Genomic DNA, 14,071 nt, shown 5'->3' on the forward strand with positions numbered 1-14,071 from the left:
CCGAACACTCGGCAGACCGAAGGATGAGCCCCATGACTGACCGGCCCTTGACCCTGATGGCCGTGCACGCCCACCCCGACGACGAGGCCACCGGCACGGGCGGTGTGCTCGCCCGCTACGCGGCCGAGGGCATCCGCACGGTGCTCGTCACCTGTACCGACGGCGCCTGCGGAGACGGTCCGGGGGGCGTCAAGCCCGGCGAGGCCGGGCACGACCCGGCGGCCGTCGCCGCGATGCGCCGTCAGGAGCTGGAGGCCAGCTGCGAGGTCCTCGAGGTCGGCCACCTGGAACTGCTCGAGTACGGCGACTCCGGGATGATGGGCTGGCCCGCCAACGACGCGCCCGGCTCGTTCTGGACGACGCCGGTGGACGAGGCGGCGGCCCGCCTGGCCGACCTGATGCGGAAGTACCAACCCGACGTGGTCGTGACGTACGACGAGAACGGCTTCTACGGCCACCCCGACCACATCCAGGCCAACCGCATCACGACGCGGGCGCTGGAGCTGGTCGGCACGGCTCCGAAGGTGTACTGGACGACGGCGCCGCGCTCGATGATGGCGAAGTTCGGGGAGGTCATGCGCGAGCTCGGCGGGGAGTGGGAGGAGCCGGGCAGCGAGGGGTCGGAGCTGCCCGAGATCGGCCTCCCCGACGAGGAGATCACCACCTGGGTGGACGCCACCGGGTTCGGCGGCCAGAAGTACGACGCGCTGGCCGCGCACGCCAGCCAGGGCGAGAACATCTTCTTCCTGAAGATGGGCAAGGAGAAGTTCACCCAGCTGATGGGTGTGGAGACCTTCGTCCGGGTGCACGACACCACCGACGCGGAACTGCCCGAGAACGACCTCTTCGCCGGCCTGCGCTGAACGACCCGCCACCCGGGCCACGGCGCCGCCCTCCGGTCACGGCCAGCCCGTCGGCCTCGCCGTCGCCGTGGCCCGGGCGGCGGCGATCGCGGCACAGGAGCGCCGGACCTCCTCCGCCGCCCAGCCGGCGGGCAGCGGCCCCTGGGCCCGGAGGGCGGCGGCCCGCCGCTGGAGGTCGCGGAGCGCCCCGCCCTGGGCGCTGGACAGACCCATCTCCTGGTAGTCGCCGAGGTCGGTGCCGCCGTCGAGGGCGGTCTGCAGCCAGGGCCCGATGCTCAGCACGCAGTCCGCCACGGGGTCGGCCGACGGGACCGCCCCTGCGGCGGACGGCGACGCCGTGGCGGGCGGCACGGTGGCGCGTGCGGCGGTCGGCGGTCCGCCGCACGCCGCGGCCATGGCCGGCCCCACCACCAGCCCCGTCAGGCCTGTCAGGCCTGTCAGCCCCAGGCCCCGCAAGCCCTGCAGGCCCCGCAGACCGACCAGCCCCGTAGCACCCGGCAGGCCAGTCGGACCCGCGCCCGTCGAGCCCGCCCCGAGCCGTCTCCCCATGCGCGCATTGTGGCGCCCTCCGGCCGGCCGCACCAGGGGCCGACCGTGCCCGCCACCCCGCCCACCCGGTCGGCCGACCGGCCGTCACCCCGCCCACCTGCGCCGTTGGCCCGTTAATCGGTGGCCGGGCGTTCTCCCCCGCTCCTACAGTGTCGGCGGATCAACCACCTTCCAAGGAGCCGGGCATGCGCGTGCACTACCCTCGGACGCCGCACCTGCCCTGGTCCCCGGGGGCGGCGGCGGACGACGTCCGCAGCGGCGACCTCTCCGGGCTGACGGGCGCGGAGGTCGTCGTCACCGAGAAGCTCGACGGCGAGAACACCACGCTCTACCGGGACGGCCTGCACGCCCGTTCGCTGGACTCGGCGCACCACCCCTCCCGTGCCTGGGTGAAGGGCCTGCAGGGCCGGATCGGCCCGCGGATCCCGGCCGGCTGGCGGATCTGCGGGGAGAACCTGTTCGCCCGGCACTCGATCCCGTACACCGACCTGGAGAGCTGGTTCCACGGCTTCTCGGTCTGGACCGACCGGGACGTCTGCCTCGGCTGGGACGACACCGTCCGCTTCCTGCGCCGCCTCGGCGTGCCGGCACCGCGGGTGCTCTGGCGCGGCCGGTACGACGAACGGGCCCTGCGGGCGCTGCGGTTGGACCTCGACCGCCAGGAGGGCTACGTGGTGCGGACCACCGCGGGCTTCCCCCGGGCGGAGTTCGGGCGGCGGGTCGCCAAGTGGGTGCGGCCGCAGCACGTGCGGACCGACACGCACTGGATGCACGCCGCCGTCGTGGAGAACGGGCTGGGCCCGGGCGCCGCCCTCTGGTCGGTGCGCTCCGGGGCGCTGCCGGAACTCCCCGCACTGGCCGCCGCACTGCGGCTACCCGAGGACGGACTGCGCGAGGACGGCCTGCTCGGGGCGGGACTGCTCGAGGACGGACCACGCGAGGCCGGACTGCCCGCCACCGCCGACCGGTTGGCCGAGGTGTCCGCCCGGCTGGACGAGCTCGGCCGCGGCGGGGACGCTCGACTGGCCGGAGTGCTCGCCACCGCGCTGGGCGCGGCCCGCCGGGAGGGCCTGGCACCCCGGCTGGCCGGTGTGCTCGGCCTGCCGCTGGCCCGGCGGGTCGCCGACCTGGTCGGACTGCACCCCGGCCTGCAGCAGCCCTATCCGGACGAGGACCGCCGCACCGGGCTGGTCCGGCTCTCCTGCGCCGCCGACCTCGGCGTCCTGCACGCCGTCGCCGCGACGGCCGCGCCCGGAGCGTCGGAACGCGACCAGGTGGCCTGGTCCGCGCTGCACGCCGAGGACGCCGGGCTGCTCGCCGAGGCGCCGCTGCGCCCGCTGCGGGAGGGCCTGCGCGAGGCGCTCGCGGGCCTCGACCGGGACGCCGCCGACCGCTGCTGGGCGCAGGCCCGTGAGGCGTACGCGCTGGGCCGGATCCACACCGTCGAGGAGGCCGTGGCGGCCGCCTGGCGGTGGCGGGACGGCCGCTTCCCGCGGCTGGTGCACCTCGCCGGCCCGGCGGGCAGCGGCAAGAGCACCTTCGCGGCCGCCCTGCCCGGGGTCGGCGCCCGGATCTCGCTGGACGACCTGCGCGAGGCCCGCGGCTCCCGCGCGGACCAGCGCGACAACGCCGCCGTGCTCCGGGAGGGCCTGGACCGGCTGGACGCCGCCCTCGCCCGGCCCGACCCCGCCCATCCGAGCGACCTGGCCGACCCGGCCGACCCGGCCCGCCCGGCCACCGTCGTCTGGGACGCCACCTCGCTCAACCGGCACCAGCGCGCGGCCGTGCACGCCGTGGCGCAGCGCCGCGACGCCCTGGTCACCCAGGTGGTGCTGCTGGTCGACGAGGCCGAGCTGGCGCGCCGCAACGCCGCCCGGCCGCACCCGGTGCCGCCGGAGGTGCTCGCGGCCCAGCTGCGCCGGTTCAGCCCGCCCTACCCCGGCCAGGCCCACCGCACCTGGTACGTCGGCCCGAGTGGCACCGTGGAGGACACGGCCGGCACCCTCGACGGAGAGGACGACTGATGCGCCCCATCGAACAGGTCTGTCAGCGGGTCCGCTGGGACTCCCGCTTCGACCCCGCACGGTTCTCGGTGGGCGTGCGCCAGCGCGACGACCGCACCGAGCTCGTCCCGCTGGAGGCCTTCGCCGACGCGGGCGACATCCCCTGGCACCGGGTGCGCTTCGTCGAGGCCGACGGCGTCCGGGTCTGGGACCGCGACTCGGGCGTGGACGTCCTGGACAGCACCGCGGCCGGCCGGCGCACCGCGCCGCGCCGCCTTCCGGCACCGTTCTTCACCGCCCTCACCCCGTACGACTGGCGGCCGGACGGCGGCTGGCGGCCCGCCGAACCGGCCTCCGGCACCACCCACGGCGACAGCGGCGGCGGCGACACCGGCGACACCACCGGCGCCGCCCCCGTGCGGGTGGTCACCTGGAACACCCTGTGGGACCGCTACGACGCCGACCGGATCGACACCGCCCGGCGACGGCCGCTGCTGCTCGCCGCGCTGGAGGCGGCGGACGCGGACGTCATCGCGCTGCAGGAGGTCGAACCGGCCCTGGTCGCCCTGTTGCTGGACGCCCCCTGGGTACGGGCCGGCTACACCCTCGGCACCGACCCGCTCGGTCCCGACGTCGATGCTTACGGGCTGCTGCTGCTCAGCCGGCTGCCGGTGCTGGAGGCGGGCCGGCACGTGCTGGGCCCGCACAAGGCCGTCACCGCCGTCACGCTGGGCGCCGCCGACGCACCGCTGACCGTCGCCGCCGTCCACCTGACCAGCGACCACACCGCGGGCGGCCCGGCCCGCCGGGAGGCCGAACTGGCCGAACTCGCCGAGGGCCTGGCCGGCGTCCAGGGCGACCTGCTGCTGCTCGGGGACTTCAACGACGGCCGCTCCGGCGCCGAGGGCCCGGCCGCCGCGCTCGGCCTGCGGGACGCCTGGACGCAGGTGCACGGGCCTGCCGACGCGACCGCCACCTTCGACCCGACCGCCAACCCGCTGGCCGCGGTCTCCTCGCTCAGCGGCCGGGCCGCCCGGCTGGACCGCGTCCTGCACCGCACCGAGCGGGCCCGGGTGGCGGCCGCGGCCCTGCTCGGCGACCGGCCGGACGCCTCGGGGCTGTACCCGTCCGACCACTACGGCGTGCTGGTGGACCTCGACCTGGCCGGGACCGGGGCGGCTGCGCTGCTCGACGTGGCGCCGACCGCCCGCACCGCCGTCGCCTGGATCCCGCCCGAGGAGCTGTGGCCCCCGATCCAGCGCGTGCGCGGCCGGTACGACCCTCAGCTGCGGCGCTGGCCGCCGCACGTCAACCTGCTGTTCGGCTTCGTCCCGGAGTCCGCCTTGGACCGGGCGCTGCCCCTGCTGGGCGCGGCCGCCGCCGAGCAGGCGCCGTTCACCGCCCGGCTGGACGGCGTGCACACCTTCGGACACCGCGAGGACGCCACCCTGTGGCTGGACCCGGCGGCCTCCTCCCCCGCGCCCTGGGCCGCGCTGCGGCACGCCCTGGAACGGCGCTTCCCGCGCTGCCGCGGCCGGGCGGAGGGCTTCACCCCGCACCTGACGCTCGGGCGCAGCGCCGATCCGCAGCAGGCCGCCGCCGACTGCGCGGCGCTGCTCGATTCCGTCACGGCCCGGGTGGGCGAACTGGTGGTGCTGTCCCGCCGGGGCGGTGAGCCGATGCGTCCGCGCGCGGTGGTCGCGCTGGGCACCGGCGAGGTGCGGTGGCTGGCCGAGCAGCGGACGGCCACCGGGCACGGGGGCGCGGCGCACGAGGTCGCCGGGCACGGTACGGCAGGGGCGGAGACCGCTCCGCAGCCCGGGGCCCGGCGCCGCGCGGAGGAGGCGGCGGCCCGGGCCGTCGCGGAGCGGATCGCGGCGGCCCTGCCCGACGGGGTCGTCCACACCGTCGGGTCCCGGCGGATGGGCTGCCAGCTGGACGGCGCCGATCTGGACCTGGTCGCGGTGCTGCCGGGGGCCGCCGATCCGGCCGGGCTGCGTGCCCGGGTCACGGCGGCGCTGCCCGGCGCCCGGCGGGTCCGCGCGGTGCGCGGGGCCAGGGTACCGGGGCTGCGGTTCACCGCCGAGGGGCTGGACGTGGACCTCGTCGTGGTCCACTGCGGGTCGCTCGCCCCGGGCGACGCGGTCGGGCGCCGTGCGGAGCTGGGTGCGGAGGCCGCGGTCGCGCTGAGCGCGGTCGGGGACGCCGAGGCCGTGCTGGCGGCGGTCGGCGACCGGCACGGGCGGTTCGTCAGGCTGGCCCGGGAGGTCAAGGCCTGGGCCCGGGCGCGCGGTCTGGACTCCGCGCCGTTCGGCCAACTGCCCTCACTGGCCTGGACGGTGCTGGCCGCCCGGACGGTCCTGAGTGCCGACGACGTCGCCGAGGAGGACCTGTTCCGGCGCTTCGCCGAGACCTGGGCGGCCTGGGACTGGCGGGAGCCGGTCAGCCTGCACGGCACCGTGACGGCCCACCAGGGCGAGCCGGTGGCGGTGTTCACGCCCTCCGCGCCGGTCCGGAGCTGCACCACCCAGGTCGGCCCGGACGCCCGGGAGCTGCTCACCGAGGAGCTCTACCGCGCCTGGGAGCTCGCGACGGAGGGCGACGACCCGTGGCCCTCACTGCTCGCCGTGCCACCGTTGCACCGGCGGCACGCGGCCTGGGCGGTCGTCACCGTCGAGGCCACGGCGACGGAGGACACCGTCGGCGCGGTGCGCGGGCGGCTCCGGGCCCTGCTGACGGCCCTGGAACGGACCGGGGCCACCGGCCTGCACGCCTGGCCGCGACCGTTCGAGGGCGCCCACGGGGCGACCCGCCTGGCGATCGGCCTCGGCGCCGAGCCGCCGGGCCCCGGGGCCGTCGACCGGATCGCCGCCGCCTGGTGCCGCGGGTTGCCCGGCGTCCGCGTCGAGCGGGTGGACGGCGGCGCGCTGCCGACGCCGGCGTAGCGGGCGTGCGCGGCGCGGCACAGCGCGGCGGAACCTGTCCATCCGTCAACCTGCCCGCCGGCCCGCCGGCCGCAACACGCCTGCCCTGCCTTGACCTTCACACCGGTGTGAAGGCCGATGATGCTGCCATGACCGCGACCACACCGTTCGACCCGTACGCCCTGCTCGCCCGGAGCCGGCTCGGCATCCTCGCCACCATCAAGGCCGATGGCCGGCCCCAGCTGTCGCCCGTCCTGCCGTACTACGACCCGGAGACCAACGCCATCCTGGTCTCCACCCGGGACGGCCTGGCCAAGACCGCGAACCTGCGCCGGGACCCCAGGGTCAGCCTCGAGGTGACCGGCCCGGACGGCCGCACCTGGGCCACCGCCGAGGGCGTCGCCACCCTCACCGGGCCCGGCACCGACCCCGACGGCCCGGAGGTCGAGGCGCTGGTGGACTACTACCGTCGGGCCGCCGGCGAGCACCCCGACTGGGCGGAGTACCGCGCGGTGATGGTCGCCGACCGCCGCGTCCTGCTGACCATCCCGGTCGACCACGTCTACGGCTCCCGGGTCTGACCCCTCGGTCCCGTACCGGCCGGCCGGGACGCCGCGCCGGGGACGGTCAACCGCGCCCGTGACGGCCGCGTCAGCGCCGGGTCGCGGTGACCACCGTCGCGTCGAGGTCCTCGTGCCGGATGTCGGCCGCCGCCAGGCCGGCCGCGCGGACGACCGCGAGGGCCGTCGGCGTCTGCCGCTCACTGGTCTCGAACAGCAGCGTCCCGCCCGCCGCGAGCCAGACCGGGGCCTCCGCCACGACCCGGCGCAGCACGTCCAGGCCGTCGGCTCCGCCGTCCAGCGCCGGCCGCGCCTCGTGCAGCCGTGCCTCCGGCGGCAGCAGCGCGATGTCGGCGGTCGGGACGTACGGGACGTTGGCGAGCAGCACGTCCACCCGGCCGCGCAGGGCGTCCGGCAGGGCGGCGAACAGGTCGCCCTCGAAGACCCGCGCCCCGGCGGGCCCGGCCCCGCCGGCGAGGTTGGAACGGGCGCAGCGGACGGCCGCCGGGTCGACGTCGGCCGCGTACAGCTCCACCGGGTGCGGCGCCGCGGCCGCCACCGCGGCCCCGAGGGCTCCGCTGCCGCAACACAGGTCGACGACCACGGCGCCCGGGCGGGTGAGCCCGGTGGCCGTGGCGGCCAGGAACTCGCTGCGCCGGCGCGGGACGAAGACGCCCGGCTGGACGGCGATCCGCAGGCCGGCGAACTCGGCCCAGCCGACGACGTGTTCCAGAGGCCGGCCGGCGGCCCGGGAGCTGACCATCGCGGCCAGTTCGGCCGGGGTCGTGGAGGCGGAGAGGAGGATCCGCGCCTCGTCCTCGGCGAACACGCAGCCCGCGGCGCGCAGCCGGGAGATCACCGAGGAACGGAGGGTGGCGGAGGCGAAGACGGACAAGAGGACCCCTTGGGGGAGATCGGGAGGAGAACGACTCCGTCAGGGCTCCCGCCAGGGTCTGTGCCGCGCCGACGCGTCCGCGCTACGCGCGCGGGGCGCCCGCACGGCCGCGCTCCGGGAGCACCCGCTCGGACATACCGGTAATGGGGCTCACCTCCTTGAGTCGCGGTCGTACTCGGCACCGGCCACCCTACCGCACCACTACCACGGGTGACCGGCCGTTCCCCGGGCCCGCACTGCTCCGCCCCCGGGCCCGCACTGCTCCGTTCCCGGCCTCGGCCGCCCGTTCACGGGACCGGATCCGCACGCGTTCCACACACTGATCGTGACGCGCCGCCGCGCGGGGCCGCGCACCCGCGGCGGCCGCCGGCTGCCACGGGTGCGCGCCAGGTCACGAGCAGTCCCAGTGGTGGGCCACCGGACGGTCCGGGCAGGCCCGGCACTCGAAGACGTAGACGCCGCCCGCGTCGCCGATCATCAGTCGGGCCGCCCGGTGGGCTCCACGGCCTCCGGTGGCGTCCTCGCGTTCCTCGCCGGTCTCGCTGTCGCGGTCCTCCAGAGGAAGCCAGGTACGGTACGACTCGCCGTCGTACTCCCCACTACTGACCGTCAGAAGGTGATCCATCGCCTGCCCGCAGCTCGGGCAGTCGGGCCAACAGGGGTCCTGGGTCCAGCTCGGGTATCCGCCGAGCTTGATCCCCGGGGCCTCGGCCAGGTGATAGCCCCACCACAGGCCGGTGCGGGCCTCCAGTTCCTCCATCCGCACCTGCAGTGCCGGGCTCAGCTCCTCCGGAATGTCCCAGCTCGGGTAGTCGACCACCGGCTCGGGGTGCACGACGCACGGTGCCGGGATGCTGTCCCGGGGCGCGGTGCCCACCGTCGACGGCGCGGCGGCCACGACCGGGCCCACCGCTGCGGAACTGCGCCAGATCACCCGGGGCGTGGCCGTCGGGCAGCCGTCGACGATGAACGGGCACCAGAGCACCTGCAGCAGGTCGGCCCCGGCGGGAGCGGCGAGCTGGGGAACGTCCTTCCGGTGGATCTGGACGACGGGGACCATCGGCACCGGCCCCTGTGTGGCGGATTGCCCCCACTGCTCCGGGTGGCTGGTGCTCGGGCACAGCGGCCACGGCTCGCCGGCCGGCCACAGCAGCGGCCCACCGACCGAACTCTCGGACGGGGACGGCTCGCCGGCCCGCGGGTGGAGACGTACGGCCTCACGGCGCAGCGCCACCAGTTCGGGGAAGAGGTCCTCCACATCCACGGGGCGTGGCGGGGTGGTGCGGGTCATGGTCGTCTCCGTGCGGCGGGGAAAGGGACGGCGGGCTGTATCGGGCGCCGATGGCTCAGGGGAGGTAGGGGGCGACCTGGTCGGCGAACTCCTCGGGGGTGAGGATGCGGATGCCGAGCTCCTCCGCCTTGGCCCGCTTGGAACCGGCCTTCTCGCCCGCCACCAGCAGGGTGGTGCGCTTGGAGACGGACGAGGAGGCCTTGCCGCCGGCGCGTTCGACGAGTTCGTTCATCTCGTTGCGGGACAGCGTGGCGAGCGGGCCGGTCATGCTGCCGGTGACGACCACGGCCTCGCCCGCGAGCGGGCCCGTGCCTGCACCGTCCTCGGCAGCCGGTTCCTCGGCGCCGACGGGGGAGGGTGCCTGCGGAGCGGTGACCTCGGTGCCCACCCCGCGGTCCGCGAGCTTGTCCAACAGATCTGCCAGATCGGCGAGTTCGGCGACGACGACCCGGGCCTTCTCGACCCCGATGCCGTCCACGCCGGCCAGCGCCTCGGCGTCCGCGGCGCGGATCGCGGCCATGCTGCCGAAGTGGGCGGCGATCCGGCGGGACATGGTGCGGCCGGTGCCGCGGATGCCGAGCGCGCAGAACACCCGGTTCAGCGGGCGGCTGCGAGCCGTCTCGATGGCGGCGAGGAGCTTGTCGGCGCTGGTGTCGCCCATCCGCTCCAGGGTCAGCAGCTCGCCCCGGGTGAGGGTGAAGAGATCGGCGAGGTCGGCGACCAGGCCGGCCTCGACCAGCTGGACGGCGCGGGTGCCGCCGAGGCCCTCGATGTCGAGCTGGTCGCGCCCGGCGGCGTAGATCACCGAGGCGACCACCTGGCAGGCCCGGCCGCGCACGCAGCGCCAGCGCTGCTCGGAGGTGTCGATCGCGTCACCGCAGCGCGGGCAGACCTCGGGGAAGACGATCGGCTGCTCGGCGCCGGTGCGCTGGTCGACCAGCGGCGCCTCCACCCGCGGGATGACGTCCCCGGCCCGGTAGACGAACACCTCGTCCCCGATCATCAGACCGCGGCGTTCGATGTCGGCCGGATTGTGCAGGGTGGCGTAGGTGACGGTGACGCCGTCGATCACCACCGGTTCGAGCACGGCGCGCGGCGCGATGATGCCGGTGCGGCCGACGTTCCACTCCACCCCGAGCAGTCTGGTCACCTTGTGCTGGGCCTGCAGCTTGCGGGCCACCGCCCAGCGCGGGGCCCGGGAGCCGGAGCCGGCCTCCTCCTGGTCGGCCACCGCGTCCGCCTTCACCACCACGCCGTCGATGCCGAAGGGCAGCGCGGCGCGCAGCGCGGCGATCCCGTCGATCCGCTGCTGCGCCTCGGCCAGGGTCGCGCAGCGGAGCGGCGCCGCGTCGGTGGCGGCGGCCGTGTTGGCGCCGAGGACGGCCAGCCGGGCCAACAGCTCGGCGTGGTCCAAGCGTTCGTCGGCCCCGGAAAGGCCGAGGGCGTCGTAGGCGAAGAAGGTGAGCTCGACCCGGTAGGGGCGGTCCTTGGCGCGCAGGGTACCGGCCGCGCCGCTGCGCGGGTGGGCGAAGGGGGTCGCGCCGTGCGCGGTGCGGACGGCGTTGGCCTGCTCGAACTGCTCGTGGGTGAGCAGCACCTCGCCGCGCAGCTCGACGTCCAGCGGCTCGGTGAGCCGCGCCGGCAGGCCGAGCACGGCGTCGGCGGCGGCGGTGATGTCCTCGCCGGCCAGGCCGTCACCGCGGGTGAGCACCTGGGTGAGCCGGCCGGCGCGGTAGCGGGCGGCGACGGCGAGGCCGTCCAGCTTCGGCTCGACGCACCAGGCTGCGACCGGACGGCCGAGCCGGCGCTCCAGCCCTGCCGCCCAGGCCTCCAGCTCCTCGGCCGAGAACACGTTGTCGAGGGAGAGCATCGGGGCGCTGTGCGGGACGTCGCCGACGACCGCGCCGCCGGCGACCTTGCCGGTCGGCGACTCGGCCAGCGCCTCGGCGGGGTGCGCGTCCTCGTAGGCCTCGATCGCCCGTACCAGGGCGTCGTACTCGTCGTCGCCGAGCGGCGTGGAGCCGTCGTCGTAGTACGCGGCGGCGGCGCGCACGGCGGTGGCGACGGCGTCGGCGTAGGCCTGCGGGGAGGCGAGGGCGGCGGGGGAAGCCGTGGTGGCTGCGTCCTTCATACCGACATCATGGCGACCCGCACTGACATTCGGCCTGCGCCCGCCCCGCGGCGGACGGCCGCGCACCGCGCCCGCGGGTGCGGCTGCGTCCCAGGTGAACGGGCGTGTCGGCGCGGTTCCGGCGGCGGCCGGTGCGCCGGCGGGCGTTCCGGTGCGGCCGGGCCCGGCTCGGGCACGGTCGTGGTCGTGGTCGTGGTCGTGGTCGTGGTCGAGCGGACGGGGACGGTCGGGGACGGTCCAGGACCGGGGAGCACCGGCCGGAGGCGACGGCGGGGCGCTCAGCGCGACTGCGGGAGGTCCAGCAGCACGGTCTCGAACTCCTGCAGCGAACGCAGGGTCAGCCCGCCGGACGCCGTCCCCCGGGCCCGGGTCGCGGCGGCGGCCCCGCGCGAGGCGACCAGAGCGGCCCGGTCGGCGAACAACCCGCCCACCGCTCCGCGTTCGTCCTCGACGCTGATCAGCATCGAGCCGCCGAGGTAGCCGTCGATGCGCTGCAGCGCGGGTAGGCCGTCCTCACGGAAGCCAGTCCTGTTCGGGGCGGGTGCGCCGGGCGTAGGCGCGGGCCGCGCGGGCCCGGTCGCCGCAGCGGGTGGAGCACCAGTGGCGGCGTCCGTGCCGGAGCAGGTAGCGGGTGCAGGGGGTGGAGCCGCAGGCGGTGAGGCGATCGGCGTCGGGGCCGGTCAGCAGGTCGGCGGCGTCGGCGGCGAGGGCCGCGAGGGCGTGTTCGACGATCGCGGCGGTGGGGTGCGGGGCCGCCCGGTAGGGGCCGGTCTCCTCGTCCCAGCAGAGCAGCCGGGCCGTGGGCAGCCGGATCAGGGCGTCGTTGACGGCGGACAGGGCGGCGGGGAGCGCGGGCAGTCCGGCGACTCTGGCCGCGAACAGCGCCCTGACCTGCTCGCGCATCGCGCGCACCAGGCCCGCGCACATGTCCTGCAGGCCGGCGTCGGCCGGGGCGAGGGCGTGTTCGAGGAGCCACCGGTTCGTCCCCGCGGGGGTGGCGAGGCGGTCCAGGACGTAGCCGCCGGGCACCGTGACGGAGCTGTTGACCAGGGCGAGGGAGGGGTGCTGCTCCTCCCCCGGCGCGGGTGGCACGGCGGCTTCGTCGGTCTGGGTCTCCCTCATGGATCTCATGGTATCGGTTGCGCCCATCCGTGAGAGCCCGCTACGGTTTCTCACGGATAAACCACTCCCATCCGTGAGGTGTGCTTCGCCATGGCTTCTTCCGACCCGACCGTCGAGCAGTTCCCCGTCCGCCTCTTCGGCGGCCCGACCGCCCTCTTCGAGTACGGCGGCCTGCGCTTCCTCACCGACCCGACCTTCGACGCCCCGGGCGACTACCAGCGCCCGGGCGGCCCGGTCCTGACCAAGACCGCCCCGGCCGCCGGCGGCCCCGCCGACGCCGGCCGCGTCGACGTGGTCCTGCTCTCCCACGACGAGCACGCCGACAACCTCGACCACTCCGGCCGGGCACTGCTCGCCGACGTGCCGCTCACCCTCACCACCCCCGGCGGCGGCCGGCGCCTCGGGGGCACCGCGAGGGGCCTGGCCGACTGGGAGTCGGTCACCCTGGACCGCCCCGGCGGCGGCACCGTCACGGTGACCGCCGCACCCGCCCTGCACGGACCGGGGGCCCGCGCGGACGTGGAGGCCGTCACCGGGCAGGTCGTCGGCTTCGTCCTGACCGGCGAGGGGCTGCCCACCGTCTACGTCAGCGGCGACAACGCCTCGCTCGACGCCGTCCGGGAGATCGCCGAACGGTTCGCCCCCGTGGACACCGCGGTCCTCTTCGCCGGGGCGCCCCGCTTCCCCGTCCTCTTCGACGGCGAGCCCCTCGTCCTGGACAGCAAGCAGGCGGCCGAGGCCGCCCGGATCCTGGGCGCCCGCCGGGTGGTCCCGGTCCACCACGACAGCTGGGCCCACTTCACCGAGGGCCGGGACGACCTGGTGGCCGCGTTCACCGCCGCCGGCCTGGCGGACCGCCTGCACACGGCGTGACCGGCCCCGCCCGGGGGGCGGGACGGGGTGACGGGCCGGGGGGCGGGGGACGGGCCCGTCGGCCCGCCGGGTGCCGCGGCCCGCACCCCGGCCGGGCTCAGGCGGGCAGCGGCGCCCGCGGCCTGGTCCGGTAGGCGCCCGACCCGCCCGGGGGGACGAGGCAGGGCAGCAGCCACTCCCACAGGGCGCCGACCCGGCGGGCGCGCTCCTCGTCGGCGCCGCCGTCGCCGAAGACCACCTCCAGGCCGCAGGCGGCCGCCACCACGAGGGTCTCCGGCCCCAGGACGCCCGGCCGGTCGCGCAGTTCACCGGCGCGGCGCGCCCCGACGAGCAGTTCGCGGACGACGCCGGCCCAGATGCCGTGGAAGCCCGGCACCCCCTCGACCGGGGCGGTGGTGCCGGTGGCGGCGACACCGGAGGCGGCCCCACCGGGGCCAGCCGCACCGACGGCGGCCGCGCCCGGGGCCGCCGGGCCGGACTGCCAGCCACCGCCCTCGCGGCCGAGACGGAACGCGGCGCGCACCACCGCGTCCGAGCCCAGGGCGTCGACCAGCCAGTAGCCCGAGTCGATCAAGGTCTGGAGCGGGGAGGCGGTCGCGCGCAGCGCGCGGCAGGCACTGCGCAGGGAGCACTCGGCCTGCTGGAACACCGCTCTGGCCAACTCGTCCTTGGACGCGAAGTGGAAGTAGAGCGCCCCCTTGGTCACCCCCGCGGCCCCGGCGATCTCGCCGAGCGTCGCACCGGCGTAGCCGTGACGGTCGAACAGCTCCGCCCCCGCCTCCACCAGCCGTCCGCGCGTCCGTTCCGACCTCTCCTGCACCACCCGACCCACAACCCCTCACAGCGACCAGCAGGTTCCG

Annotated in this window: 12 protein-coding genes; 5 read left to right on the forward strand and 7 right to left on the reverse strand. The window is 76.6% G+C overall.

Going from position 1 to position 14,071, the window contains the following annotated elements:
- The first annotated feature begins 32 nt into the window (after positions 1-32).
- Positions 33-863: a PIG-L family deacetylase gene (locus ACIRS1_RS28865; protein ID WP_387899436.1), complete on the forward strand. Its 831-nt coding sequence runs from the start codon at positions 33-35 to the stop codon at positions 861-863.
- 36 nt (positions 864-899) lie between these two features.
- Here the strand turns inward: ACIRS1_RS28865 and ACIRS1_RS28870 are convergent, their stop codons facing one another.
- Positions 900-1,145, reverse strand: a complete 246-nt coding sequence (locus ACIRS1_RS28870; RefSeq protein ID WP_402844881.1) for a hypothetical protein — start codon at positions 1,143-1,145, stop codon at positions 900-902.
- Between the two features lie 452 nt (positions 1,146-1,597).
- Between ACIRS1_RS28870 and ACIRS1_RS28875 the strand changes: the two genes are divergently transcribed.
- From ACIRS1_RS28875 to ACIRS1_RS28885, 3 genes are all read left to right on the forward strand, one after another.
- Positions 1,598-3,436 carry an RNA ligase family protein gene (locus ACIRS1_RS28875; RefSeq protein WP_402844880.1) on the forward strand — a complete coding sequence of 613 codons (1,839 nt, stop codon included), beginning with the start codon at positions 1,598-1,600 and terminating at the stop codon, positions 3,434-3,436.
- Positions 3,436-6,360, forward strand: coding sequence for an RNA repair domain-containing protein (locus ACIRS1_RS28880; RefSeq protein WP_402844879.1), 2,925 nt, complete (start codon positions 3,436-3,438; stop codon positions 6,358-6,360). The genes ACIRS1_RS28875 and ACIRS1_RS28880 overlap by 1 nt, the downstream gene beginning before the upstream one ends.
- Before the next feature lie 128 nt (positions 6,361-6,488).
- Positions 6,489-6,920 carry a PPOX class F420-dependent oxidoreductase gene (locus ACIRS1_RS28885; RefSeq protein WP_360221738.1) on the forward strand — a complete coding sequence of 144 codons (432 nt, stop codon included), beginning with the start codon at positions 6,489-6,491 and terminating at the stop codon, positions 6,918-6,920.
- Between the two features lie 70 nt (positions 6,921-6,990).
- Here ACIRS1_RS28885 and ACIRS1_RS28890 read toward each other — a convergent pair whose 3' ends face one another.
- The 5 genes from ACIRS1_RS28890 to ACIRS1_RS28910 form a co-directional block, all read right to left on the reverse strand.
- Positions 6,991-7,794, reverse strand: coding sequence for a putative protein N(5)-glutamine methyltransferase (locus ACIRS1_RS28890; RefSeq protein WP_402844877.1), 804 nt, complete (start codon positions 7,792-7,794; stop codon positions 6,991-6,993).
- Between the two features lie 391 nt (positions 7,795-8,185).
- On the reverse strand, positions 8,186-9,085 hold the full coding sequence (locus tag ACIRS1_RS28895) for a DUF1963 domain-containing protein (protein ID WP_402844876.1): 900 nt from the start codon (positions 9,083-9,085) through the stop codon (positions 8,186-8,188).
- 55 nt (positions 9,086-9,140) lie between these two features.
- The gene (gene ligA, locus ACIRS1_RS28900) at positions 9,141-11,216 is read right to left on the reverse strand and encodes an NAD-dependent DNA ligase LigA (protein WP_402844874.1); all 2,076 of its coding nucleotides are present in this window, start codon (positions 11,214-11,216) and stop codon (positions 9,141-9,143) included.
- A gap of 278 nt (positions 11,217-11,494) precedes the next feature.
- Positions 11,495-11,680 carry a hypothetical protein gene (locus ACIRS1_RS28905; protein WP_402844872.1) on the reverse strand — a complete coding sequence of 62 codons (186 nt, stop codon included), beginning with the start codon at positions 11,678-11,680 and terminating at the stop codon, positions 11,495-11,497.
- Between the two features lie 49 nt (positions 11,681-11,729).
- Positions 11,730-12,338 (reverse strand): CGNR zinc finger domain-containing protein, encoded by a 609-nt coding sequence (locus ACIRS1_RS28910; RefSeq protein WP_402844871.1) that lies wholly within the window; start codon positions 12,336-12,338, stop codon positions 11,730-11,732.
- Between the two features lie 90 nt (positions 12,339-12,428).
- Here ACIRS1_RS28910 and ACIRS1_RS28915 point away from each other — a divergent pair, with 90 nt between their 5' ends.
- On the forward strand, positions 12,429-13,211 hold the full coding sequence (locus tag ACIRS1_RS28915; protein WP_402844869.1) for an MBL fold metallo-hydrolase: 783 nt from the start codon (positions 12,429-12,431) through the stop codon (positions 13,209-13,211).
- A 97-nt stretch (positions 13,212-13,308) separates the two neighbouring features.
- Here the strand turns inward: ACIRS1_RS28915 and ACIRS1_RS28920 are convergent, their stop codons facing one another.
- A complete protein-coding gene (locus tag ACIRS1_RS28920; protein WP_402844867.1) occupies positions 13,309-14,034 on the reverse strand; it encodes a TetR family transcriptional regulator in 726 nt (241 codons plus the stop codon).
- Positions 14,035-14,071: the final 37 nt, after the last annotated feature.

The organism is Kitasatospora sp. NPDC101176 (assembly GCF_044768035.1).
Taxonomy (GTDB): Bacteria; Actinomycetota; Actinomycetes; order Streptomycetales; family Streptomycetaceae; genus Kitasatospora.